Source organism: Prevotella sp., assembly GCF_036570325.1.
Classification (GTDB): domain Bacteria; phylum Bacteroidota; class Bacteroidia; order Bacteroidales; family Bacteroidaceae; genus Prevotella.
In genome coordinates, this window is record NZ_DATCYK010000056.1 from 352,662 (window position 1) to 378,047 (window position 25,386).

Below are 25,386 nucleotides of genomic sequence, written 5' to 3' on the forward strand. Positions count from 1 at the left end.
TGGTTGTATTAATGCGGTGTCTTTAGTCGTTCAACAGCATGGGCATGAGCAACATGAGTACACTCTCTTCACCGTTTTCCTCTGCCGGAACGATGATTCCGGCCCGGCTGGGATCGGCTAATTCAAATACAATGTCATCGCAATCGAAGTTGGTAAGAATCTCTTGAAGCGAGCCACCTTTGAAACCTATGCTCATGGGGGTGCCCGTATAGTCGCATACCATCTGTTCTTTAGCGCTGGTGTAGAAGTCAATATCTTCAGAGCTAAGCTCCAATTTGTTGTTTTCCAAACGCAGGCGAATCAACTGACTGCTTTCACTTGCGAAGGGCAATACACGGCGTAACGCTCCGATAAGGCCCTTGCGGTCAATTGTCATCTTATTGGGATTGTTCTGTGGGATAACCGAATTGTAGTTGGGATATTTACCTTCAATCAGTCGGCAGGTTAGTTTGTTGTCCTTGAACTTAATTTCTGCCATGCGCTCATCAAAGCGAATGACAACGTCGTCGCCGTCTTTTGTCAGTCCGTTTTTAAGAAGTAGCGCGGGTTTCTTAGGCAGGATGAACGCTGCCGGCGTGTCCGACTTAATGCCAAAGTTCTGATTTCTCACGAGCTTATGCCCGTCGCTGGCCACGACAGCCAAGCAATCGGCCTTCAAGTCAAAGTAGATACCGTTCATCACCGGCCGCAATTCGTCTTGCGCTGTTGCGAAAATGCTACGGCTGATGTTATCGGCCAGTGTCGTAGAGTTGATGGTCAGCGCTGTTGCACTGTCGGGAATAGCTTGTGTACGTGGGTATTCGTCTGCGTTCTGAGCCGTGAAGTTATATAAACCGTTTTGGTAAATCACCTTTACAGAGTAAGTATTGGTGTCAATATCAAATGTAAGAGGTTGTTCGGGCAATTCCTTTACCGCGTCAAGAATGGTGTGGCTGGGAATGGCAAAGTTACCATTGGTGTCACATTCGTCAAGCGCCATTTCGCTTTGCATAATATTCTCGCTGTCTGAAGCAGTAATTTTCAATCGTTGGTCACTTACTTCAAAAAGGAAGCACTCTAAAATAGGGAGTGAGTTCTTGCTATTGATTACTTTAGCCAAAGATTGCAAGCGACCGTTTAAGGCGCTGCTGGATAGTGTAAACCTCATATTGTTATATTTAAAGTTTTCAGTTTTTATCAAGTACAAAAATACGAAATACAATTCTGAATCACAAAGAAAAGACTCAAAATGTTTCCTTTTTTAGAACTATTTTATTAATTTCGCAAACTGTAAGCGGTTTATTACCGCAGGTTTATAAATAAGATTTAAACAAAGATATTATGGATTTACAGGGAAAAGTTATCGCTGCGCTCGAACCGCGCCGTGGCACCTCCGCACGAGGAGAATGGGTAGTTCAGAGTTTTGTTATTGAAACTCACGACGCCTATCCGAAGAAAATGGTATTTGAAGTGTTTGGCGAAGAGCGTCTGCAACGTTTCAATATACAAGTTGGACAGGAAGTAAACGTCTCATTCGACATCGATGCTCATGAGTATCAGGGCCGTTGGTTTAACAGTATCAGAGCTTTTGACGTACGCTTGGTTGACGCCAATATGGGTGTACCTCCTATGCCACAGGCTCCTGATTTCGGTCCGGCTCCCGCTCCGACGGCAGCTCCCGCGCAGCCATCCAGCCCCGCTCCTGAGGCCGGTAGTGCTGATGATCTGCCCTTTTAATGGCTTAATGATTTTATAAATAGTAAGCCCCTGCCTTCTTACAAGGCAGGGGCTTTTTCGTTGTTGTTGGTCTTACGGCGTGTCGTCGTGTTTCTTTGCCGTTAACAATCGGCCACCGCGTTTGTGCTTATGCTTTCTTCTGCTTGCGTGCGCCTAAAGGAACGCTGATACCGAAGAGGGCATTCAAGCTCTTGGTGTTGTTGCCGAAGTACATATAGTCGGTAGCAAGAATTACCGGACCCAGCTTGATTCCCAAGCCTAAGCCTTTACCACCACTCTGTATCATAGAGTAAGCCAGTGAGAAACCAATGTGTCTATTCACCTTATAAGCTGACGAAAGGGTCAGTTCTGTTTGTGTTGTAGGCTTGGAGAAGCGGGTGGTAGAAAGCAAACCAAAAGTCAGGTTGGTATTTGGCAATTGGTATTCACCGCCCAATACTATGCTTGAATATAAAGATGTGGTACGTGCTTTACCGTCTTCTTCCTTGATATTGAGCACTTCAAGGTCCATAACTTTGCCTTCAGCCATGATGTCTTTGAACTTTTGGGCTTCGTTGGGGTGGTTCCCATCGAAGTTATAGGTAGTGTTGGAGGTAGAAGACGCACTGTGTGAAGCGTCTTTATTCCATGAAATAAAGCCCAAGTCGAGCACGGCGGCCGATAGGGTCAATCCGTCCATAGGCTTGTAGGTAGCGCCTAAGTCAATGCCTGCTCCCATACCGGCCACGCCGAATGAGCCGCCTTGTTCTACTTCGTTGATAAATCCATCTTCGTCTTTCTCAAACTCATAGCCCTTCATCGACGCTTCCACCGTGGCTTCCACGCTGATATTAGCGCTACCTTTAATGTTGGCTAAGTCGGCGTTTTGAATGTTTTCCCAATCGGTTTCGGGGGCTATTCCGGTCAGTTGGGTCTGTAGGTCGAGCTTTTTGATGTTGAGTTTTGCGTTGGCCGCACCAAAGAGCACTTTGATTTTACCACCCACGGTGAGCTTATCGTTGATGGGACGGGCAAAGCCTAAGCCGGTCTCAACGTATGAATTAAGGTAAACTTGTTCACCACCTTGGTGGGCAATGAAATTAGACCATGGCGTCGTATTGAGGCCTCGAGAGGCACGCAGCATGTCGAATACGCCTTGGGGAATGGTGGCTCCCACGTCGTTCTTGAGCGTTACGTTGACGCTCCAAAAGTTTTTGCCCTTGTACCAACCAAACGATAAAAGGTCAAGTGTTACGTTGGCCTGCAGGTTGTTCTCTGCTTTAAGTTTGTTGTAAAACGAATTTTTCATGTAGAAGTCGTCGCCGGACTTGTTCTTAAATACGTTGATGATGTCCTGTGACCCCAATGAGTTGGAGTTGGCGGCAGCTTCGATACCTCCGATAATGGGAATGTTGAAATAACCTTGGTCGGGTGTCAACGCCGGGTTGAGTTGCATACGATAGCCTACACCTTCCATGGAGAACGTGCTTCTTGTGAATTGTGCGTTAGCGTTCAGTGTGCCCATTAAAACAAAAAGGAGTGCTCCCAATGGTTTTAGATACAGCTTGTAATGAGTCATAATTGCAGTTTTGAGTGTAAATATTATGTTAATTAGAAATTGCCTGTCACTGTTCTTACGGGTGTTATATGGCTGTGCAAGTTGTATAAAGATAAATATGGTGTATTATCTTTTCTTTGCAAAGATAAACATTTTTTTGTCTTGGTAAATAAAATGTTAATTATTTTTTACTTACCATTGCTTTTTTCTGAGCCCATCATTCCATAGCCGAAAAGTGCGAAATCACCTTTCAAGGGATCATCGGGGAAAACCAATAGGAGTTGCTCGGTCAGTTTGATGACCGTTCGCATGGAAGCTGTCTTGTTATCAATGAGTTTCAGGCGCATGGCTTCATGTAATACATGGGTGTCGAGGGGCATGAGGAGCGATTGGGGTGCAATGAAAGTCCATAAGCCCAAGTCGATGGGGGAGTCAGTGCGCACCATCCATCTGAGAAACATGCACAGTCGTTTACATGAGGAGGCTGTGGAGTGGGGCACAAGATGGCCCACATCCCACTTGCTGAAATACTCCGTAAGGAGCACAAGGGCTTCCATGGCAGTAGTGACTTGGCGGGCTTGGAAGTAAATGCCCAGCGAGTGATGGGTTTGGAAAAGGGCAGCCAATCCGTCGAAAAGCTGTCTCATGTGGTGGAAAGTTTGCAGGCGGTAGAACGTGTCGCCATTGTCGGGAAACGCTTTGCGGTAATTTCCTTCGGTAATCCATTCGTGAAGATTGCCTTGCGCAAGGTCGATCAGTTGTTGTATCTTGGGCATGAAGAGCTTCCGATTACCATAGCTGAGACATGAGGCGATGAAAGCTGTCGTCTCTCGGTTGGCTTGTCCCGTTACTTGGTGCATGAACCAACTCGGGTCACCCTTAAGAAATTGGGCCGTTTCGTAGGTCTTGGCATATTCCCGGAGGAGTGTTTGAGTTTCTTTTTTCATTGAGTTTAAGGATATATTTCGGCTTGTCGGCAGTGCGAAAAAACAAGACAAAAGGGCTTTAAAAAGTGCGGTTATTTTCGCTCAATTGCTCTTTGGGTTGAAAAACAGCCTTGTTTTTAAATTTTGTTAATGCGCTGAATAATAATTATTTATGAATATTTTGTGAATTGAAGCTTTTTATCGGTATTCCAACTTGCGTGCTATGGATGGTTCAAAGCAGTCCTTTGGGAAATCAGACAACGGCTGTCGGTGATTTCATCGCTTGACAATGAGCTTGCGAAAGGGCCGTAATGGCAAAATAGGCATTGGTAAATCGTACTGTAAAAACATGATTTGAAGGTGTAAATAACCTCCAAATCATGTTTTCGTTTGCTGAATGTGATTTTTTAAACACCGTTTTTTTATGACATTAAATTTACAAAACGGCGTATCGGGAAAGTCGCTTTTGCGTGCTTGCAAGTCGCCGTCAGTGGCGAGGTCAAGCCGTGGTATTACAGCAACTGCTCGGCTCTGGCGAGGTCTTCGGGCGTGTCAATGCCTACCGTTTCGATGTGGGTAATGCCAACTTTGACCTTGTAGCCATTCTGCAACCAGCGCAGTTGCTCCAAACTCTCGGCCAATTCGAGTGATGATTGCGGCAGTTGCGTGATTTCACGCAACACTTCTGTCTTGTAAGCATATATGCCCAAATGCTTTAAGAATGGGTAGTTGGCCAGCCATTCGCTTTTCTCCTTGCCCCGGACAAAGGGGATAATGCTTCTTGAGAAGTACATGGCGTAGTTGTCGTTGGTCAAGACGATTTTAGGCGAATTGGGGTTTTCGGCGGCTTCCATGCTCTCAAAGGGCTTGCCGAGGGTGGCTATCTGCGTGGCAGGATCGTTGAAGCAGTCGCACAGAGCTTGTATTTGAGAAGGTTGTATAAAGGGTTCATCGCCCTGAATATTGACCGCCACGTCATAGGGAAGGTTGATTTTGTCGAGTGCTTCCCGAATGCGGTCGGTGCCACTCTTGTGGTTGGGGGAGGTCATGACGACCTTGCCGCCGAAAGACGTCACACAATCATAGATGCGTTGGTCATCGGTGGCTACGTAAGCGGCGTCGAGTGATGCGGCCACTTGTTCGTAGACACGTTGGATGACTGGCTTTCCACCCAATAAAGCCAGTGGTTTGCCGGGGAAACGGGTCGAGGCGTAGCGTGCGGGAATTAATCCAATAAATTTCATGAGCAGTTATTTAGTTTTACATTCACTGCAAAAATAACAAAAAAAACATAAGTAATTTGGCAGGTATATGATATTTTATTAATTTTGGAGGATAAACTGATAAACGCAAATAACGTGAAACATATCATATTATTACTATTATTTACCCTTTTCTCTTCCTACGCACAAGCTCAAAAGATATATCTCGGATCGTGTTATACGCATGATAAAGGAATGTATAAAGGCGAAATGTCGGGTGGCAAACCCCATGGAAAGGGTACGACCCAGTTTGCCAATGGCGACACTTATACGGGAGAATACATCAAAGGAAAGCGACAAGGATATGGCGTCTATGCGTTTGCCGACGGCGAGAAATACGAAGGTCAGTGGTTTCAGGACCAGCAGCACGGCAAAGGTACTTACTATTTTATGAACAATAATAAGTATGTGGGCTTGTGGTTTCGTGACTATCAGCAAGGACAAGGTACCATGTACTATTATAATGGCGACAAATATCAAGGCAGTTGGGTAAAGGACAAGCGCCAAGGTAAGGGCACTTACACCTATGCCAGCGGCGCTTACTACACGGGACAGTGGCAAGATGACCAAAAGAGTGGCAAGGGCTTCTTCGATTGGGGCGACGGAACGACTTACGATGGCATGTGGGCTAACAACCAACGATCGGGCAAAGGAGTGAACAAGTACGCCGATGGCGATGTCTATACGGGTAATTGGATGGACGATATTCAGAACGGACGGGGTATTTACAAGTTCCAGAATGGCGATGTTTATGAGGGCGATTACGTACAAGGAGAGCGCACCGGAGAGGGCGTGTTCAAGTATGCCAACGGCGATAAGTACATCGGCCGTTTCTTGGAAGGATGTAAAGACGGTCCCGGTACGCTCATTTGGTCGAACGGAGACATTTATACCGGTTCATGGAAAAATGACTTACAAAATGGCCGAGGCAAGCTGACAAAGAAGAACGGCGACGTCTACGACGGTGCCTTTGTCAATGGAAAGGTAGAAGGCGAGGTCATCATTCATTACGTGAGTGGCGATAAGTTCAAGGGTGTTTACAAGAATGGAAAGCGCCATGGGCAAGCCATTGAGGAAGACAAGGATGGCAAGCGCTTTGAAGGAACTTATGTAGACGATCTCCGCGACGGTAGGTTCGTGGAGAAAGATCGTAACGGAAAAATAATCAAAAGCGGACGTTATGAGAACGGACGCAGGTTTGAAGAATAATATTTAAGCTATGGCAGAAAAAAAGAAAGTGGCCCGTAACAAGGCCGTAACACACGCACAGCGGCACATAGGGCTCGTAAAGAACGACCCTTATCTGCAACCTTTTGAAGACGCCATTCGTGGTCGGCACGAGCATGCCTTGTGGAAAATCGACCAACTGACGGAGGGCGGCAAAAAGAGTTTGGCCGATATAGCCAATGGTCATGATTATTATGGCTTGCACAAGACCTCAAGAGGGTGGGTGTTCAGGGAGTGGGCGCCCAACGCTACTGCCATTTACTTAGTGGGCGACTTCAACGGTTGGACCGAGAGCAGCCGTTATGCGGCAAAGCGAATAGGGGATACCGGTAATTGGGAATTGCGATTGTCGGAGAAAGCCGTCAAGCATGGCGACCTCTATAAAATGCACGTGACGTGGGACGGTGGCTCGGGTGAGCGTATTCCGGCATGGGCCAATAGGGTCGTGCAGGACGAACAGACCAAGATTTTCTCCGCTCAAGTGTGGAATCCGGAGCCTTATGTGTGGAAAAAGAAGAAGTTTACCGCCAAGCGTGACCCACTCTTGATTTATGAATGCCATGTGGGCATGGGACAAGACGCCGAGAAGGTGGGCACTTACGCTGAATTTAGGGAAAACGTCTTGCCCCGTGTGGTGAAAGACGGATATAACTGTATTCAAGTGATGGCTATTCAGGAACATCCTTATTATGGGTCATTCGGTTATCATGTCAGCTCTTTCTTTGCTCCTTCCAGCCGTTTTGGCACCCCGGAGGAACTGAAGGAGCTTATCGATGCGGCCCATCAGGCGGGTGTGGCGGTCATTATGGATATTGTACATTCGCATGCCGTGAAGAACGAAGTGGAGGGATTGGGCAATTTGGCCGGTGATCCTAACCAGTATTTCTATCCCGGCGATCGCCACGAACATCCGGCATGGGACAGTCTCTGCTTTGACTATGGTAAGGATCAGGTGATACATTTCCTTCTGTCAAACTGCAAATATTGGCTTGAGGAATTCCATTTTGACGGTTTCCGCTTTGATGGTGTTACTTCAATGCTTTACTACAGCCATGGTTTGGGTGAGGCTTTCACGGGATATGGTGACTATTTCAACGGTCATGAGGATGATAATGCGATATGCTATCTTACCTTGGCCAACAAGCTGATTCATGAAGTGAATCCCAAAGCGATTACCATTGCCGAGGAAGTTAGTGGCATGCCGGGTCTCGCCGCCAAGTTCGAGGATGGTGGTTATGGCTTTGATTACAGAATGGCCATGAATATTCCCGACTTTTGGATTAAGACGATAAAGGAACTAAAGGATGAGGATTGGAAGCCGAGCTCTATTTTCTGGGAGGTGAAGAACCGGCGTGCCGATGAGAAAACCATTTCTTATTGTGAGAGTCATGATCAAGCTTTGGTGGGCGATAAGACTATTATTTTCCGCCTGATAGACGCTGACATGTACTGGCATTTCAAGAAAGGTGATGAGAATGATAGGGCACATCGAGGCATAGCCTTGCACAAGATGATTCGCTTAGCCACGGCAGCAGCCATGAATGGAGGCTATCTGAACTTCATGGGCAATGAGTTTGGTCATCCGGAGTGGATAGACTTCCCGCGTGAAGGCAACGGATGGAGCCATAAGTATGCCCGCAGACAATGGAATTTGGTAGATAACAAGGAGTTGGATTATCACTATTTAGGTGATTTCGACCGTGATATGTTGGCCGTTATCACGTCAGAAAAGAAATTTAATGGTACTCCCGTGACCGAGATTTGGCACAGTGATGGCGATCAGGTATTGGCTTTTATGCGTGGAGACCTGCTCTTCGTCTTTAATTTCTCACCACAGCGTTCGTTTACGGACTACGGTTTCTTGGTTCCGATAGGTGGCTACGAGGTGGTGCTTAATACGGATGCGAAGGTGTATGGCGGCAATGGTTTGGCCGATGACACGATTACCCACTTGACAAACTACGACGCTTTGTATGTGGAGGAGCACAAGGAATGGCTCAAGTTATACCTGCCGGCTCGGTCGGCCGTAGTGCTTCGGAAGATTTAAATAGAATAACAATTACTCATGAATTCTAAAACGATGAATAGCACATTCACCATTAAGGTGATTTGTGCTATTTTGTTTGTCTTGTTCTCGTTCGGTTATCTGTATTGCTATCAAGCTGATTTGATGGCCGTGGCGCAGCATGTGCTGTCAGATGGCAAGACACATTATGATAAGATGATAGGTGCTGTGCTCATTACGGGCGTGCTGTGGGGCCTTCAGTTGGCGATACAGTCATGGATAATGGTACCTAAGCGTTTTTATGCGGTGACGTATTTCCCCTCCTTACTCATCCTTACAATTTTGACAGACATCAGTCCTGACATCGATATAAAGTTTTCATTTGGAGCTTGGGTGTGGTGCTTTCCGTTGGTAATCGTGTGTTACGGGGTTGTTGTATGGTTGCTTCATGGGCTGCGTCAGATGGAAGGTCGCATGGAGAAGCGCACTCTTTTTGGTAATCTATGGCCTAATTTTCTATTGTTTTTCTTCATGTTTATATTGGTGGATATGGTGGCCAATCACAATGAAGTATTCCATTATCGTATGCGGATGGAGCAGAAAATAGCGGTCAATGACTTTAAGGGAGCTGCCGAGGTGGGGAGCAGGTCGCTGCAGACCGACTCAAGTCTGACGATGTTGCGTATCTATGCGTTGTCGAAACAAGGAAGGTTGGGCGAGGAACTCTTTGAATATCCATTGGTAGGGCGGTCGGACGCTATGCTTCCCAATGGGACTTCGGTGAGGATGATGTCGGTATCGGAGGGTAAATTGTACCGGCATTTAGGCGTATGGATAAGAGAAAAGCTAAGTATTTATCCTTACCTTACTTTCTTGAAGAGTCGTAGGCGTGATACGAAAGCTGCTCACGACTATGAGCTTTGTGCTTATCTGTTGGATAAGAAACTCTATGATTTTGCTCGGGCTTTGAGGAAATATTACCCGATAGACGAGCGATTACCCAAGCATTATAAGGAAGCGCTGACACTGATAAATCATAAAGTATCGGCAGCAGGCTTGGGTTATCATGAGGATGTGATGGAAACGAATTTCACAGACTTTAGGGCCATGGGCCGTAAGTATGCGAAGTCGGAGGAGCGATACGCTGCTTTGGCAGACGCTTATGGGGCAACCTATTGGTTTTATTATCTTTATCGATAACGATTGAGGCTGGTTATGAGGTCGACGTTTGTAGCTTTTTCAGTCGGCGTTTGGCTTCGGGTATGTCCGGACAGAGGCGTAGGGCTTTCTCATAATTTCGAATAGCGGCTTCTTTGAAATGTTCTTTCTCGCAGTCTTTGCCCATCATGACATATTCCACGGCCAATTCTTTAAGAAAACGGTCATGGCTTTTCATTTCCTCCTCAAGCATTTCTATACGTTTCCGTAGCTGAGTGATGGTATTGAGTTTCTTTCGGATAAGCCGACGCGGGGCCGGTTTCTCTATGTCGTAGCGGCTGTGGATGGCGATAAAGAAATGGTCGAGAGCAGATTGCATGTCGCCTTGGTCAAATGCCTGAATCGTGTCGTAATACTCTCTATCGGCCTTGCTTTGCTTTAACGCGGTATCTATCATGCCCTGATTGTTGTAGGTTCGGGCAAAATTGGTTACGTCATTTCGTACAAAGACATCCTCTTTGCGTATGTTTTCTTGTAAACTGATACCTTTGAGCGATGTGCAGCGGGATAGTGCGACGTAGGTTTGGCCACCGGCGAATACGCCTCCCGTGAAATCTATTTTTACTTGATTGAAAGTAAGTCCTTGGCTCTTGTGAACGGTAATGGCCCATGCGAGGCGGAGGGGAAACTGTCGATAAGTTCCGATTTCGGTTTCTTCTATTTTCTTTTCCTTGGCGTTGAAAGAGTATTTTACGTTGCTCCAAATCTCTTGTTCCACGTCAACCTCCATACCGTTTTCAGTCATTACATAGATGTGGCCATTGATAGCGTCATCCAAACCGATAATGGTGCCCAAAGTACCGTTGACCCATCGCTTCTCGCGGTCGTTCTTTATGAACAGAATTTGTGCTCCGACTTTCAGTTCAAGCTCAATAGGCGTTGGAAGACTGGTCAGGGGAAACTCACCCTCAACAATGCCGATGAAAGTCATGGCGTCGCCTTCAAGCTGCTTGAGTTTATTATTGTTGATGTAGTCCTCGGTGTCTCTGCGTGTAGACAATGTGATGGCGAGTTTGCCATTGTCCTCCCCCAAGTCGGCTCCAACCTGATGATTAAGGATGGCTAAGTCGGTGGTGGTGACTTGTGAAGTGCGGATATGGTCGAGGATTGTGATAAAAGTTGGGTCTGTTTGCCGATAAACTTTCTTGAGCTCGATGGAAACCAATTTCATATCCTTGAACACCTTGGCGTCAAAAAAGTATTTGGAGGGGTAGTAAGGTTGAAGTAGCTGCCGTTCTTCCTCTTTAAGAACGGGCTCAAGCTGATAGACATCGCCTACGAAAAGCATTTGCTTACCCCCAAAAGGTTCACGCATATTGTGATTGTAAATGCGTAGCAGTTTGTCGATAAAATCTATAATATCTGCCCGTACCATACTGATTTCATCAATGATGATCAGCTCCACATCCTGAAGAAGTTTTATCTTTTCGGAATTATACTTCATTGTTTTTCTGATGTGGCGGGGACTATATCTGTCATCATCGGGTAGGAGAGGATGAAAGGGAAGTTTGAAAAAGCTGTGGAGCGTAGCGCCACCTGCATTGATGGCAGCAATACCCGTAGGCGCAAGAATGACATGCTTCTTGTTGGTATGGCCGGCGATGTAACGAAGGAATGTGGATTTACCCGTCCCTGCTTTTCCAGTGAGGAAAAGCGAGTGGCGGGTAAAGCGTATAATCTGAAGTGCGTTTTGCAGCTCCGGATTATCTAAATCTATATTAATATCTTGATTTTCGATAATTACAAGTCGTCGAAATTCACGGTTTCTTCATGAGGTTTCTTTTTCGGCTCTGTGGCTTTGCCGACATTGCCTTCCTCATTGGGCTTTTTCTCGCTTTCGGTGGTGATGATGGGATTTCCATTCTCATCGAGAATTATCTCCTCATGGTGTGCGAGACTATCATTGGCGGTCGTATCAACTCTTGCCGGCTGATAATAGCTTTTGCAGTTATACATGTCGCTTGCGATGTCTGACTGATTGGGTTTGTCAAACTTGCCATGATACTTCTTGAATTCAGGATCGGAAAGTACGGATTGGAGGAAGTAGCCGCAAATAGGTAATGCGGTTCGTGAGCCTTGACCCAAAGCACCGGTACGGAAGTGAATGCTTCTGTACTCTCCGCCTACCCATGCACCGCAGACAAGTTTGGGGCTGACTGCCATAAACCATGCGTCTGAGTGGTTGTTGCTGGTTCCGGTCTTTCCTCCGAATTCGGTATCGCGGAAGTTACTTACGTATCCCCATAGCGACATGGAGGTACCTCCGGGCTCACGCATGCCGCCTTGCAGCAGTTGTTGGACGAGGAAAGCGCTCTTGTAGGGGATAACCTGCTCGCTCTTTTGTGGAGCAACGTAAACTTCATTGCCGTTGCGATCAACGATTCTTGTTATGAGTACGGGCTCATGATGTTTGCCATTGTCTGCCGGAACGCAGTAGGCATTGACCATTTCAAGGAGATTGACATCGCTGGAGCCTAATGCGAGTGATGGTGTTTCATCGAGTTTGCTCTTAACACCCATCTTTTGGGCAGTCTCGGCGATGCGTTTGATACCCATTTCCTGTCCTAATCGCACCGCCACGGAGTTGATACTCTTGGCAAAAGCGCTTTTAAGTGGCATGGAGTCGCCCGTAAAATAGCCGTTAGCATTGGTAGGAGTCCAATTGACTTCTTTCTTTTGGAACTTGTCATACACCTGCATGGATATATATTCATCCCTGCGTTTGTCGCAGGGGGTGAGTCCTTGGTTCATGGCTTCAGTGTAGACAAACAGTTTGAAAGTGGAGCCGGGTTGGCGCATGGCAGTGACTTTATCATATTTCCATGTGGAGAAGTCTATGTCTCCAACCCATGCTTTGACTTCTCCGGTCTGTGGTTCCATGGCTACGAAAGCGCAGTGCATGAAACTCGTCATGTACTTGATGGAATCTTCAGAGGTCATATCCTTTGTGATGGTTCCTCTATCATAATCGAATACTTTAACGGGGTGTACCCATTCCTTATAATAGTATCGTATGGAATCAGGATTATTAGGATATTTGGCTTGCAATGCTTTATAGAACGGCTGACGCTCTGCTATCTGTTGGATAAAGTTGCCAATGACTTGATGATTCTCATCTTGCCATGGCTCTTGTGTCATCCAGTTAGTCGTGCGAGTGCGATGAATGCCCCAATGGTTGTTGAAGTTCTGCTGCACTTGTTTCATCTGTTTGCGTGCCGCGGCTTCGGCATATTTCTGCATGCGGGTATCAATCGTCGTATAGATTTTTAAGCCACTGCTATATAGGTCGTAACCGGTTTCGTCCAACCAGCCATTCTCTTTGAGATATTGTGAGATAGCTTCGCGGAAATACATGGCTTGTCCGTCATAGTTGACTTCTACTTTATAATCAAGCGTAATGGGCTTTTGAGAAAGTGTGTCATACTCTTGGCGGCTCAAATCGCCATGTTTTACCATGTTATGGAGTACGATATTGCGGCGGGCCAAGCTATGGTCATAGTGGCTCTTGGGATTATAGTAGGTGGTGGCTTTCAGCATACCGACGAGAACTGCGGCCTGATCGGTGGTCAGTTCTTTGGGAGTGGTGTTGAAATAAGTCTTTGCACCGGTTTTTATGCCATAAGCGTTGGAGCCGAAGTCTACAGTATTAGCATACATTGTCAATATTTCTTTTTTGCTGTAGACCGTCTCTAACTTGGTTGCGATAATCCACTCTTTGCTTTTAACAATCAGAATTTTAAGTCCGGGGATTTTTCCTAATAAACCGGTGGAATAGTTGGTGCGCACACGGAACATGTTTTTGGCCAACTGCTGTGTGATAGTGGAGGCGCCTCGGCCGTCATGATGGAGGATAGCATCTTTTACCGCACCGAATAAGCCAATGGGATCTATACCAAAATGTTTATAGAACCGTTCGTCTTCTGTGTCAATAAGAGCCTTGAAAAAAGAAGGATTAACTTCTTCGTATGTTACCGGAGTTCGGTTCTCATTGAAATATTTTCCGATGAGTTTTCCATCGGCGCTGTATATTTCAGAGGCTTGTGATGTTTGCGGGTCACGAATGCCGGAAAAATAGCCGGGACTTTTGCCAAAGAGCCAAAGGAAGTTCATATCTACCATACCAAGATAGATAAAGAATAAGAGGATGGATGAAACGATGGCAACCGTTGTTTTAATATACCATGGTCTGCCCTGAAAAAGTCTTTTGTACCAATTCCAAAAAGCTTTTAGTTTTAGTATGCATCCACTGAAAAATTTTTTTATCTTATTCATAAAGCTATAATTTTTACAAAAGTACGAAAATGCAGCTTTAGCGCAATGCTGCATCTATATAATTTATAATTTCTTTAATATTGTCGGGATGAAACCATTGGATGTCAGGATCTTTCTTAAACCAAGTAAGTTGCTTGCGCATGTATCTTCTGGAGTTAGATTGAATCTGTCGGATAGCTTCCTCAAGCGGAATCTCATGGTCAAGATACTTGAACATTTCCTTAAATCCAACGGTGTTGAGGGAATTGAGTCCTTTTAGTGGATATACTTTCTTTGCTTCGGCTTCAAGGCCTTGGTCTATCATATCCAACACTCGTTGATTGATGCGGGTGTAAAGTTCTTCACGCTCTCTGTTCAATCCTATCTTACATATTCGGAATGGACGCTGTTTAATGGAATTTGTTCTAAAGGATGTGTAGGTCTTTCCTGTCATGTAACAAATTTCCAGCGCATGAACAACCCGGCGAGGATTGTTTTTGTCAACAATGCTCCAATGTATAGGATCCAATTCTTTGAGTTCGTCAACAAGCGCTGGTAGTCCTTCAGATTCAAGTTTTTGTTTGATAAGCGCTCTGGTATTAGAATCTATGGTGGGAATCTCATCTATACCTTTGCAAACGGCGTCTATATACATCATGCTTCCTCCCGTGAGTAAGCATGACGAGTGAGTTTGAAATAGGTGATTGAGTAAGTTTAGTACATCTTGTTCGTACATAGCTGCACTATAGTAATCGGTAAGATGATGATTACCTACGAAATAATGAGGAACAAGTGATTGTTGTTGTGGAGTTGGTGCTGCAGTCCCGATTGGTATTTCTTCAAAAATCTGTCGTGAGTCTGCATTGATGATGGGTGTCTTCAGATATTGGGCTACAGATAGGCAAGTTTCCGTTTTCCCTACGCCGGTAGGCCCCAATATAACAAAAAGAGTTTTCACCATAAAGAAGAATATAGGATTGTAATCAAATAAGAAGAGAGGTCTTATCGAATAATACCTCTCTTAGAATTAGAAACAAAGTCTATAATATATTGTATCTCCGGGGTGATTGTTAGATTTTTTCTGATCTCTTCAATTCCCTCTGCCAAGACACCTTTGCTATACAATAATCTGTAGGCTTCATGGATTTGAGTAATAAGTTCATTACTAAAACCATGGCGACGTAGTCCTACCAAATTGATTCCTGCGTATCGTGTCGGTTCTTTTCCTGCGATAATATAAGGAGGAATATCTTGTGAGAAGCGACAACCGCCTTGAATCATCACGTAACTTCCTATGTGACAGAATTGGTGAGTCAAGACAACAGCACTGATGATGGCATTATCATCTATTGTTACTTCTCCCGCAAATTTAGTAGAATTGCCAATGATGCAGTTATTGCCGACAACACAGTCGTGGGCAATATGCATATTCTCCATCAATAAATTGTTGTTACCAACAATAGTTGTGCCCTTAGATGCCGTGCCTCTTGATATGGTTACATTTTCTCGAATGCTGTTATTGTCGCCTATTTGACAAAGTGTTTCTTCACCTTTGAACTTCAAATCCTGCGGCTTAGTGGATATACTTGCACCCGGGAAGAATTCATTATTATTGCCAATTCTTGCTCCTACGTGGATGGTTACGCTGTTTTGTAGGGTATTGTTATCCCCAAGTACAGTGTTCTCATCTATGTAGCAGAATGGACCGATGGTGTTATTTTCACCAAGTTTCGCATTAGGATGGACATAAGCCAATGGACTTATTTTATTCATAAACTATAAATTCTTTTCTCGTATTATTTGTTTTTCACAATCTGAGCAGTGAAAGTGGCCTCAGAAACGACATGATCTCCTACAAAAAGATAACCCTTCATGGAACTAATACCATGACGTAAGGGCTGTAACAGTTCAACTCTGAATAGCAAAGTATCACCCGGAACAACTTTTTGACGGAACTTAACATCATCTATTTTCATGAAATAGGTAGACCATCTTTCAGGTTCTTCTAATTGATTAAGTACCAACAATCCACCACATTGTGCCATCGCTTCTATCTGAAGTACGCCCGGCATTACCGGTTCTTCAGGGAAATGGCCTTGAAAGAAGGGCTCATTGGAAGTAATATTCTTAACACCAACAATGCTTGTTGGCCCCATTGCGATGATTTTGTCAACCAACTGCATGGGATAACGGTGGGGTAGCAACTGCCGGATGCGGATGTTATCCATTATTGGTTCGTCATTGGGGTCGTAGATAGGCGCTTGCACTTCGTGCTTACGTATCTCTTTACGCATCTGACGCGCAAACTTGTTATTGATGGTGTGCCCGGGGCGTGTAGCCACAATGCGTCCCTTGATAGGTTTACCAATCAAAGCCATGTCACCAATAATATCCAATAGCTTATGACGTGTACATTCGTTTTCCCACATGAGCGGCTTATGTTGGATATAACCAATCTTTTTAGCGTCCATGCGAGGAACTTTCAAAACGTCTGCCAATTGGTCTAACTTCTCTTGGGTAACCTCTTTTTCGTAAATGACAATGGCATTATCCAAATCTCCACCCTTTATTAGATTGGCTTCCAATAGGGGAACTATATCACGCACAAATACAAAAGTACGGGCCGGAGCTATTTCTTCTGTATATTTGGCAATATCATCTAAGGTCGCAAATTGGCTATTGATGAATTTTGATTGGAAAGAACACATCGCCGTGATAGAAAAATTATCATCGGGCAAAATGGTTATACATGAACCCGTTTCTTCGTCTTTTATTTCAATCTTCTTGCGAATGATATAGTAATCTTTCTCAGCGTTTTGGTCTTCTATGCCAACTTCATTAATCTTGTTGACATACATTGCTGCTGAGCCATCCAAGATTGGAAATTCAGGACCATTAACTTGAATCATACAGTTATCAATGCCTAAGGCATACAAAGCAGACATTCCATGTTCTATTGTGCTGACACGTATGTCGCCTTTGGCCAAGACTGTACCTCTCTGTGTATCTACAACATTTTCTGCTATAGCGTCTATGACAGGTTGTCCTTCTAAATCTATTCGCTGAATTTTATACCCAGTATTTTCCGGGGCAGGATTAAATGTAACAGTAAGGCTTAGACCAGTGTGCAGTCCCTTTCCAAAGAGAGAGAAACTTCCCTTGAGCGTCTTTTGTTTAGACATATCTGTATAATTATGATTTCTTTAAGAGTTCTATTTCCTTTTTCAACTGATTGATTTCTTTATATAAATCAGGTAACTTTTGGAAAATAGCTTGTGATTTAAAATAAGGCAACTTTTCCATTGGAGGAGTTCCTATCAGTGTTTGATTATCCTTTAAGCTGCCGGGTACTCCTGATTGTGCTCCTAAGAAGACTTTATCTCCTATAGTGATATGTCCGGAAATGCCTACTTGGCCACCAAACATACACCATTGCCCAACCTTGGTGCTTCCGGCAATGCCAACTTGCGCAGACATGACAGTATTATCACCAACTTCCACGTTATGAGCAATTTGAACTAAATTATCAAGTTTTACGCCTTTTCGTATGATGGTGCTACCCATGGTAGAACGATCAATACACGTGTTGGCTCCAATCTCTACGTCATCTTCAATCAGAACATTACCTATTTGTGGAATTTTGTCGTAATGATCACCGTTAGGAGCGAATCCAAAACCATCTGCACCTATGACACAACCGGCATGAAGAATGACATTACTGCCTACTTTGCAATCATGATAGATAGTGGTATTGGGGTATATGATACAGTTATCGCCAACCTTCACGTTGTCACCTATCACTGTGTGTGGATAAATTTGGCAGCCATCGCCTACGACAGCGCCGTCTGCAATATATGCAAAAGCTCCAATGTAGCAGTTGTTTCCTATTTTTGCTTTGGGGGAAATGAATGCCAAGCTATCAATACCTTGTTTCTTTGGCTTGGCTGCTTCATACATTTGAAGCAGATGTGCTACGCAATCGCGTGCATTGGCCACTCTGATAAGTGTAGTGTTAACAGGCTTTTCTATTTTCAGTTGGTCATCAACTAAAACGATAGATGATTTTGTATTATATATATAATGTGTATATTTCTCATTAGCAAGGAAAGATATTGCTCCTTCAACTCCTTCCTCAATCTTTGCGAAAGTGTTTACGGTAGCGTTATCGTCACCCTCAACTCGCCCTTGTACAAGCTGTGCAATCTGTCTTGCAGTGAATTCCATTTCGTAAATCAAATTGAATTAGTTTTGCAAATATAGCAAAATTTCCGCATAAAAAAAGGGGGCAAGGATAATATTTGCTAAAATTTCAGAATATTAATCCTTGCCATCCTTATATGGGTAGATAAGATGTTATTTTATAAGTACTTTAGAGCCTCGTGTTAGAGTTTCTTGAGTTCTGTTTCCATCTCTTGTTGAAGTTCTTGAGCTTTTTGTGCCACTTGCGTTGCATAAGTGTGTAAATCGCACGAAGTTTTGTCGCATGGGTAGAGAATTCCTCTTGAAGAGTTGACCAATAAGCCACAATCCTTTATCATACCATAAGTACATACTTCTTGCAAACTTCCTCCCTGAGCACCGACTCCGGGAACGAGTAAAAAGTGATTGGGCGCAACTTTTCGTATGTCCTCAAACATTTTACCTTGTGTCGCACCAACTACATACATCATATTTTGGTCGTTCCCCCATTCTTGGCTCTTACTTAAAACCTTTTCAAAGAGGCGTGTGCCGTCCTTGTCTTCCGTCAGTTGAAAGTCATGTGAGCCTTTATTGCTGGTTAGCGCGAGTAAAATCACCCACTTATCTTCATATACCAAGAAGGGCTTTACACTGTCTTCTCCCATATAAGGTGCAACCGTAAGTGCATCTACATTGTATTCCTCAAAGAAAGTGCGGGCATACATTGTACTTGTATTGCCTATATCTCCACGCTTTGCGTCTGCAATGATAAAATGAGTAGGGTAGGATGTTTTAAGATATTCAATCGTGTGTTCAAATGCCATCATCCCCTTAATGCCATAACATTCATAAAAGGCCAAATTAGGTTTATAAGCCACGCAGTATGGAGCGGTGGCGTGAATGACCATTTTATTAAATGCAAAGATAGGATCTTCTTCCTTGAGTAAGGGTTCCGGAATCTTTTTCAAGTCCACATCCAAGCCAACGCAAAGAAATGATTTCTTGGCGAAAATTTGTTTGACGAGTTCTTCTCTGTTCATTGTCTACCGAGTCTTAGAAATTTCTGATAAATGTTTTTTAATGAAAATTATTTGTTGACTTCTGTCCTTGGTAATTCTTTCACTTCTTTTGTCTTCCGTTTGGAAGACGTCATGAGTTGAATAAAATCTTCGGCCTGAACGGTCTTGGTTTTGTCTTTATTCTCGTCGTTCTTCTTTGTGTATTTAATTCCCATAGCTCAACAATTTATAAGGTGATGACTAAAGTTCTGATTCTTTCATCTTTTCGGCATTCTCCGCTACGGTGAGTGCGTCAATCATGTCCTGAATATTTCCACCGAGGAACCCTTGAAGGTCATGGGTGGTATAGCCAATACGGTGGTCGGTTACACGGCCTTGTGGGAAATTGTACGTACGGATTTTCGCGGAGCGGTCACCACTCGAAACCAATGATTTGCGTCGACTGGCTATGTCATCTACATATTTTTGATGTTCGCGGTCGTGAATAAAGGTATAAAGACGACTCAAAGCACGCTCTTTATTTTTGGGTTGATCGCGCGTTTCGGTACATTCTATGAGGATTTCCTCAACTACACCCGTGTTTGGATTCTTCCAAGGATAGCGCAAGCGTACACCTGATTCCACCTTGTTTACATTCTGGCCACCGGCGCCACTCGAACGGAAGGTATCCCATTTGATGTCACCTTCATTGATGTTCACCTCAAATTTGTCTGCTTCGGGCAGCACGGCCACGGTTGCGGCGCTGGTCTGCATACGTCCGTTGCTTTCCGTTACGGGTACGCGTTGTACACGGTGCACACCACTCTCATACTTCAAAACGCCATATACATCGGCTCCGCTGACGGCAAAATCGATTTCCTTAAATCCACCCACGGCGCCTTCTGACGTATCGGTGACACTCAGTTGCCAACCTTTGCTATCGCAATAGCGCTTATACATATTAAATAAGTCACCGGCAAACAAGCAGGCTTCGTCACCTCCGGTCCCGGCTCTGATTTCCATTTGGACGTTCTTGGCGTCTTCCGGATCTTTGGGTACAAGCAATATCTTGATTTCTTCCTCCAGCTTGGGCCGTTGCTCTTCGCATTCTTGCAGCTCCAGACGCGCCATTTCCTTCATGTCGGCGTCGCTCTCGTTCGTCAGAATATCTTTGGCTTCTTTGATAGAGTTCAGGCAGTCTATGTAACGCTTGCGTGCATTCATGATGTCGCCCAAGTCTTTCCATTCCTTGGTCAGCTTTACGTATCTTGCCTGATCCGCGATTACGTCGGGGTCGGTAATCAGTGTACTAACTTCCTCATACCGAGCCTCGAGCCCGTCCAATTTCTCTATGATGTTATTATTTTCCGGCATATTGTTTATTTATAGTCAAACGTTCCAAATTCACTATGGATAGTCAGGCTCTTTTCACCTTCCTCTATGTGTCCTATAATTTGGGCGTCTATATTAAATTCTTTGCTGATCTCGATAATTCTCTCTGCTATTTCGGGATTGACGTAAATCTCCATTCGGTGGCCCATGTTGAATACCTGATACATTTCTTTCCAATCTGTGCCTGAGCAGTCATGGATGGCTTTAAACAATGGTGGTACGGGGAACATGTTGTCTTTGACCACTTTGCAATTGTCGTTCACGAAGTGGAGCACTTTTGTTTGTGCGCCTCCGGTGCAATGAACCATACCATGGATTTCAGGGCGCAACTCATCCAACAGTCGCTTGATGACCGGTGCGTAGGTGCGGGTGGGTGATAGTACTAACTGACCGGCATTGACCGGAGCCCCTTCCACTTCATCGGTAAGTTTATATTTACCGCTGTAAACCAGTTCTGTGGGTACAGCATGGTCATAGCTTTCGGGATAATTCTCTGCCAAATATTTGGCGAAGACGTCATGACGAGCCGAGGTCAGGCCGTTGCTTCCCATGCCCCCATTGTAACGATGTTCGTATGTGGCTTGTCCGGTAGAGCTTAGTCCTACGATAACATCGCCCGGGCGGATATTCGCATTGTCGATAACATCCGAACGTTTCATGCGACATGTCACGGTAGAATCTACGATAACCGTGCGTACTAAGTCACCTACGTCGGCAGTCTCTCCACCGGTGGGATAAATGCCGATACCCATCTTGCGCATGTCGGCCAGCAATTCATCCGTTCCATTGATAATAGCCGATATGACTTCGCCGGGAATCAACATCTTGTTTCTGCCTATAGTGCTTGATACGAGGATGTTATCTACAGCGCCTACGCAGAGCAAATCGTCGGTATTCATGACGATAGCGTCTTGTGCTATGCCTTTCCACACGCTTAGGTCTCCGGTCTCTTTCCAGTACATATAGGCCAATGCCGATTTCGTACCGGCCCCGTCGGCGTGCATGATGTTGCAATAGTCAGGGTCACCGCCTAAGATGTCGGGTATAATCTTGCAGAAAGCTTGAGGGAAAATACCCTTGTCAATATTTTTGATGGCATTATGCACATCTTCCTTGGCGGCCGAAACACCGCGCATCATATATCTGTTGTTCATGCTCCTTTTACTTATTTGCTAATTATATTTTACCTCTTTATTCTTCATCATGCCAAAAGTCCCATGAAACGAAAGCCTGCAACAAAAGCATTTCCAGTCCGTTTTTAACGGTGGCTCCATATTTGGCGCCCTGCTTCATGAACATGGTTTCGTCGGGATTGTAGATGAGGTCATAAAGCAGAGTGTGGCTATCCATGGCCTCATAGGGTAGTTTGGGACATTCTTCAGCCTTAGGATACATCCCACATGGTGTACAATTTACGATGACTTTATACTCTTTCATCGTGTTGCTGTCAATATCGTCATAGCATATTACGCCCGGTGCTTTGCGTCTGCTTACAAATTGGGTCTCAAGTCCCAACGACTTCAGCCCGTAGTTGATGGCTTTTGCCGCTCCGCCTGTACCCAAAATCAACGCTTTTTTATGGCAGGGTTCCAATAGCGGTTCTATGCTTCGAGTGAATCCTACGACGTCGCTGTTGTACCCTTTCATCACGGTTTTCTTGCCCTTGTGAGAGATCTTGACCACATTTACGGCACCAATGGCCTTGGCTTCCGGCGTTATGCTATCCAGAAAATTCATCACTTGCTGTTTATAAGGTATCGTGACGTTGAATCCTCTCAGCTCCGGATTTTGTGCGATGACCTCGGGCAAGACTTTAATCGATGGAATCTCGAAGTTGATATAGACAGCGTTGATGTCTTCGTTTTCAAATTTCTCGTTGAAATAGCTTTGCGAAAACGAATGTCCCAGCGTAAGGCCTATTAGTCCGTATTTATCCATAATTGCTGTAATTTTATTTTTCTGCGAAGTACATTGTGCAGATACCAAAGGTAAGTCGTTTGAAACTTACTTTCTCAAACCCTGCGTTGCGCAACACGTTCATCATCGTTTCTCCTTGTGGGAAAGCCTCTATCGTTTTATTTAAATAGCTATAGGCGCTGCTATCTTTGGATATGAGTTTGCCATAAAGGGGAAGTACCGTGTTGGAATAGAGCCAAAATAATTGCTTCATGGGGAAGCTGACAGGAGTTGTCAGTTCTATAACGCTCAGGTGACCACCTTTTTTCAGTACCCTGCACATTTCTTTTAAGCCTCTTTCAAGGTCAGGAAAATTGCGGATACCAAAGGCTGCCGTCACAGCGTCGAACGTGTTGTCGGCAAAACTAAGCCGCATGCAGTCCTCACGGGCAAAGCTGATGACCGAACTAAGTCCGGCAGCCTTTACCTTCTCTTCGCCCACTTTCATCATGCCGGTAGATATGTCGGTTCCCGTCAGATGGGTAGGGTGGAGCATTTGGGCGGCCAATATGGCAAAATCGCCGGTGCCGGTCGCCACGTCAAGGATGTGCCGGGGGTGAAAAGGTGCCAACTGACCGATGGCCTTGCGCCGCCAATATTTATCAATATTCCACGACAAGCGATGGTTCAGTGTGTCGTAGGCATGGGCTATGTTGTCGAACATAGCCTCTACCTGCTGACCTTTATCCCCCTCGTTATAGGGTTTTATCTTCTCCTGCTCGTACATGTTTTATTTTCTGCTGGCGAGATATTCGCTGACGTTCTGCTCTATCCGGGCACAAATGTCGCCGTCTTCAGCGGCCTTATCGAATTTCTCTCCGGTGATATGCTCATAGAGTTCGATATAGCGGTCGCTTACGCTTTCTGCGTATTCATCCGTAATCTCAGGCATAGTCTGCCCGGGCTCGTTCATGAAATTGTGGTCGATGAGCCATTGGCGTACGAACTCTTTTGACAATTGTTTCTGTGGTTCGCCCTTCTCAAACTTCTCTTCGTACCCTTCTGCGTAGAAGTATCGGCTGGAGTCGGGGGTGTGGATTTCATCAATCAAATATACTTTTCCGTCGCGTTTGCCAAACTCATATTTGGTATCTACAAGGATAAGACCTTGTTTGGCGGCGATTTCTTGTCCGCGCTTAAAGAGCTTGCGGGTGTAATCTTCCATGATAGCGTAGTCTTCGGCTGAGACAATGCCCTGACGAATGATTTCCTCTTTCGAGATGTTCAGGTCATGGCCCTCGTCAGCTTTGGTCGTGGGAGTAACGATAGGTTCGGGGAAACGCTCGTTCTCACGCATGCCCTCGGGCAGCTTCACGCCACAAATCTCGCGGCAGCCGTTCTTGTAATCGCGCCATGCGCTGCCGGTAAGAATGCCTCGGATAATCATTTCAACCCTGAAGCCCTCGCATTTCAAGCCCACGGTTACCATCGGATCCGGGGTCGCCAATTTCCAGTTGGGACAAATGTCGCTGGTCGCGTCAAGGAATTTTGCGGCAATTTGGTTAAGTACTTGGCCTTTAAAGGGAATGCCCTTCGGCAGAATTACGTCGAATGCCGATATTCTGTCGGTAGCGACCATTACCATAAGATCGTCATTGATGTTGTACACATCACGTACTTTACCGTGGTAAACACTCTTTTGTCCATCGAAATGGAAATCAGTCTTGGTTAATGCTTTCATTTTGGATATTTGATTTTAAAACCTTTACTTTGGGTATTTTCTTCTCAGCTTCATGTGCTTTGTCGTATGCGTCATAGGCATTGACAATGCGGGTCACGAGCTTGTGGCGAACAATGTCTTTTTCGCCCAACCTTACTACGCCTATACCTTCCACGCCATCCAATATGTTCAGCGCCTCTTTAAGTCCGCTTTTCTGCTCATGGGGAAGGTCTATCTGCGTCATGTCGCCCGTGACTATCATCTTGGTATTCCATCCCATACGGGTCAGGAACATACGTATTTGCTGGGGAGTGGTGTTCTGTGCCTCGTCCAAAATGACGACGGCGTCGCTCAACGTGCGACCACGCATGAAGGCCAACGGCGCTATCTGAATGATGTGTTTCTCCATCATGTCTTGCAGTTTCACCGCGGGAATCATGTCTTCGAGCGCATCGTAGAGCGGCTGAAGGTAGGGATCAATCTTATCTTTCATGTCGCCGGGCAGGAATCCCAGCTTTTCGCCGGCTTCCACGGCCGGTCTCGACAAGATAATTTTCTTGACATTCTTCTCTTTCAACGCCTTTACGGCCAGCGCAATGCTGAGATAAGTCTTGCCGGTACCGGCCGGACCGACGGCAAAAATCATGTCGTTTTGCTCCACGGCGTCAATCAGTTTCTGCTGATTTTGGCTGCGGCTCTTGATGGGACGCCCCGAAATGCTATAGACCAAAACATCCTTCACGGCGTCAGCTTTCGTGGCATGGCCATGGATGATGTCTAAAATATCTTCGTCGTTGATTTGATTATACTTTAGAATATGCTTGCGTATCTGCTCGATAGATTCCTCAAACTTAGCCATCTCTTCCTCGTCTCCGAGCACTCTAAGTACGTCACCACGTGCCACTACGCGCAGTTTGGGGAAGAGAGATTTGACCATTTGCAAATGGCCATTGTTAACTCCGTAAAACGCAACGGGGTCAATATCTTCAAGAACAATATGCTTCTCTATCAAAATAAGGAGTCTTTCTTTTGTATGTAATTACGCTGCAAAAATATAAA

General features: G+C 45.1%; 22 protein-coding genes. 4 read left to right on the forward strand and 18 right to left on the reverse strand.

What is annotated here, in order from left to right; genetic code table 11:
- Nucleotides 1-22 precede the first annotated feature (22 nt).
- Nucleotides 23-1,147 carry a DNA polymerase III subunit beta gene (gene dnaN, locus VIR50_RS05600; RefSeq protein ID WP_331934153.1) on the reverse strand — a complete coding sequence of 375 codons (1,125 nt, stop codon included), beginning with the start codon at nt 1,145-1,147 and terminating at the stop codon, nt 23-25.
- 173 nt (nt 1,148-1,320) lie between these two features.
- Between dnaN and VIR50_RS05605 the strand changes: the two genes are divergently transcribed.
- On the forward strand, nt 1,321-1,716 hold the full coding sequence (locus tag VIR50_RS05605; RefSeq protein WP_331934154.1) for a DUF3127 domain-containing protein: 396 nt from the start codon (nt 1,321-1,323) through the stop codon (nt 1,714-1,716).
- Between the two features lie 127 nt (nt 1,717-1,843).
- Here the strand turns inward: VIR50_RS05605 and VIR50_RS05610 are convergent, their stop codons facing one another.
- From VIR50_RS05610 to kdsB, 3 genes are all read right to left on the reverse strand, one after another.
- Nucleotides 1,844-3,274 carry a DUF5723 family protein gene (locus VIR50_RS05610; protein WP_331934155.1) on the reverse strand — a complete coding sequence of 477 codons (1,431 nt, stop codon included), beginning with the start codon at nt 3,272-3,274 and terminating at the stop codon, nt 1,844-1,846.
- Between the two features lie 167 nt (nt 3,275-3,441).
- Nucleotides 3,442-4,200 carry a TIGR02757 family protein gene (locus tag VIR50_RS05615; RefSeq protein ID WP_331934156.1) on the reverse strand — a complete coding sequence of 253 codons (759 nt, stop codon included), beginning with the start codon at nt 4,198-4,200 and terminating at the stop codon, nt 3,442-3,444.
- 491 nt (nt 4,201-4,691) lie between these two features.
- Nucleotides 4,692-5,423: a 3-deoxy-manno-octulosonate cytidylyltransferase gene (gene kdsB, locus VIR50_RS05620; protein ID WP_331934157.1), complete on the reverse strand. Its 732-nt coding sequence runs from the start codon at nt 5,421-5,423 to the stop codon at nt 4,692-4,694.
- Between the two features lie 213 nt (nt 5,424-5,636).
- Between kdsB and VIR50_RS05625 the strand changes: the two genes are divergently transcribed.
- Genes VIR50_RS05625 through VIR50_RS05635 form a run of 3 tightly spaced genes read left to right on the forward strand, consistent with a single transcriptional unit; the run spans nt 5,637 to nt 9,873 of the window.
- On the forward strand, nt 5,637-6,650 hold the full coding sequence (locus VIR50_RS05625) for an MORN repeat-containing protein (RefSeq protein ID WP_414703530.1): 1,014 nt from the start codon (nt 5,637-5,639) through the stop codon (nt 6,648-6,650).
- Nucleotides 6,651-6,660: 10 nt separating this feature from the next.
- Nucleotides 6,661-8,715, forward strand: coding sequence for an alpha amylase C-terminal domain-containing protein (locus VIR50_RS05630; protein WP_331934159.1), 2,055 nt, complete (start codon nt 6,661-6,663; stop codon nt 8,713-8,715).
- A gap of 33 nt (nt 8,716-8,748) precedes the next feature.
- On the forward strand, nt 8,749-9,873 hold the full coding sequence (locus VIR50_RS05635) for a DUF6057 family protein (RefSeq protein WP_331934160.1): 1,125 nt from the start codon (nt 8,749-8,751) through the stop codon (nt 9,871-9,873).
- 13 nt (nt 9,874-9,886) lie between these two features.
- Here VIR50_RS05635 and VIR50_RS05640 read toward each other — a convergent pair whose 3' ends face one another.
- The 14 genes from VIR50_RS05640 to VIR50_RS05705 all read right to left on the reverse strand — a co-directional run bounded on the left by VIR50_RS05640 (nt 9,887) and on the right by VIR50_RS05705 (nt 25,339).
- On the reverse strand, nt 9,887-11,587 hold the full coding sequence (locus tag VIR50_RS05640) for an AAA family ATPase (protein WP_331934522.1): 1,701 nt from the start codon (nt 11,585-11,587) through the stop codon (nt 9,887-9,889).
- A gap of 44 nt (nt 11,588-11,631) precedes the next feature.
- Entirely contained in the window at nt 11,632-14,163 is a 2,532-nt protein-coding gene (locus tag VIR50_RS05645; protein WP_331934161.1) for a transglycosylase domain-containing protein, read from the reverse strand.
- 37 nt (nt 14,164-14,200) lie between these two features.
- Nucleotides 14,201-15,100 carry a tRNA (adenosine(37)-N6)-dimethylallyltransferase MiaA gene (gene miaA, locus VIR50_RS05650; protein ID WP_331934523.1) on the reverse strand — a complete coding sequence of 300 codons (900 nt, stop codon included), beginning with the start codon at nt 15,098-15,100 and terminating at the stop codon, nt 14,201-14,203.
- Nucleotides 15,101-15,144: 44 nt separating this feature from the next.
- A complete protein-coding gene (gene lpxA, locus VIR50_RS05655) occupies nt 15,145-15,915 on the reverse strand; it encodes an acyl-ACP--UDP-N-acetylglucosamine O-acyltransferase (protein WP_331934162.1) in 771 nt (256 codons plus the stop codon).
- A gap of 23 nt (nt 15,916-15,938) precedes the next feature.
- On the reverse strand, nt 15,939-17,324 hold the full coding sequence (locus VIR50_RS05660; protein WP_331934163.1) for a bifunctional UDP-3-O-[3-hydroxymyristoyl] N-acetylglucosamine deacetylase/3-hydroxyacyl-ACP dehydratase: 1,386 nt from the start codon (nt 17,322-17,324) through the stop codon (nt 15,939-15,941).
- Between the two features lie 10 nt (nt 17,325-17,334).
- Nucleotides 17,335-18,366 carry a UDP-3-O-(3-hydroxymyristoyl)glucosamine N-acyltransferase gene (gene lpxD / locus VIR50_RS05665; RefSeq protein ID WP_331934164.1) on the reverse strand — a complete coding sequence of 344 codons (1,032 nt, stop codon included), beginning with the start codon at nt 18,364-18,366 and terminating at the stop codon, nt 17,335-17,337.
- A gap of 158 nt (nt 18,367-18,524) precedes the next feature.
- Entirely contained in the window at nt 18,525-19,361 is an 837-nt protein-coding gene (pyrF, locus tag VIR50_RS05670) for an orotidine-5'-phosphate decarboxylase (RefSeq protein WP_331934165.1), read from the reverse strand.
- Nucleotides 19,362-19,408: 47 nt separating this feature from the next.
- Nucleotides 19,409-19,555, reverse strand: coding sequence for a hypothetical protein (locus VIR50_RS05675; RefSeq protein ID WP_331934166.1), 147 nt, complete (start codon nt 19,553-19,555; stop codon nt 19,409-19,411).
- 25 nt (nt 19,556-19,580) lie between these two features.
- Complete coding sequence (gene prfA, locus VIR50_RS05680) at nt 19,581-20,693, reverse strand: peptide chain release factor 1 (RefSeq protein WP_331934167.1); 1,113 nt, start codon at nt 20,691-20,693, stop codon at nt 19,581-19,583.
- Between the two features lie 5 nt (nt 20,694-20,698).
- A complete protein-coding gene (locus VIR50_RS05685; RefSeq protein ID WP_331934168.1) occupies nt 20,699-21,865 on the reverse strand; it encodes an AIR synthase-related protein in 1,167 nt (388 codons plus the stop codon).
- 37 nt (nt 21,866-21,902) lie between these two features.
- Nucleotides 21,903-22,649: a shikimate dehydrogenase family protein gene (aroE, locus tag VIR50_RS05690; protein WP_331934169.1), complete on the reverse strand. Its 747-nt coding sequence runs from the start codon at nt 22,647-22,649 to the stop codon at nt 21,903-21,905.
- Nucleotides 22,650-22,662: 13 nt separating this feature from the next.
- A complete protein-coding gene (gene ubiE / locus VIR50_RS05695; protein ID WP_331934170.1) occupies nt 22,663-23,394 on the reverse strand; it encodes a bifunctional demethylmenaquinone methyltransferase/2-methoxy-6-polyprenyl-1,4-benzoquinol methylase UbiE in 732 nt (243 codons plus the stop codon).
- A 3-nt stretch (nt 23,395-23,397) separates the two neighbouring features.
- Complete coding sequence (locus VIR50_RS05700) at nt 23,398-24,348, reverse strand: phosphoribosylaminoimidazolesuccinocarboxamide synthase (protein ID WP_331934171.1); 951 nt, start codon at nt 24,346-24,348, stop codon at nt 23,398-23,400.
- Nucleotides 24,326-25,339, reverse strand: coding sequence for a PhoH family protein (locus VIR50_RS05705; RefSeq protein ID WP_331934172.1), 1,014 nt, complete (start codon nt 25,337-25,339; stop codon nt 24,326-24,328). The genes VIR50_RS05700 and VIR50_RS05705 overlap by 23 nt, the downstream gene beginning before the upstream one ends.
- Nucleotides 25,340-25,386: the final 47 nt, after the last annotated feature.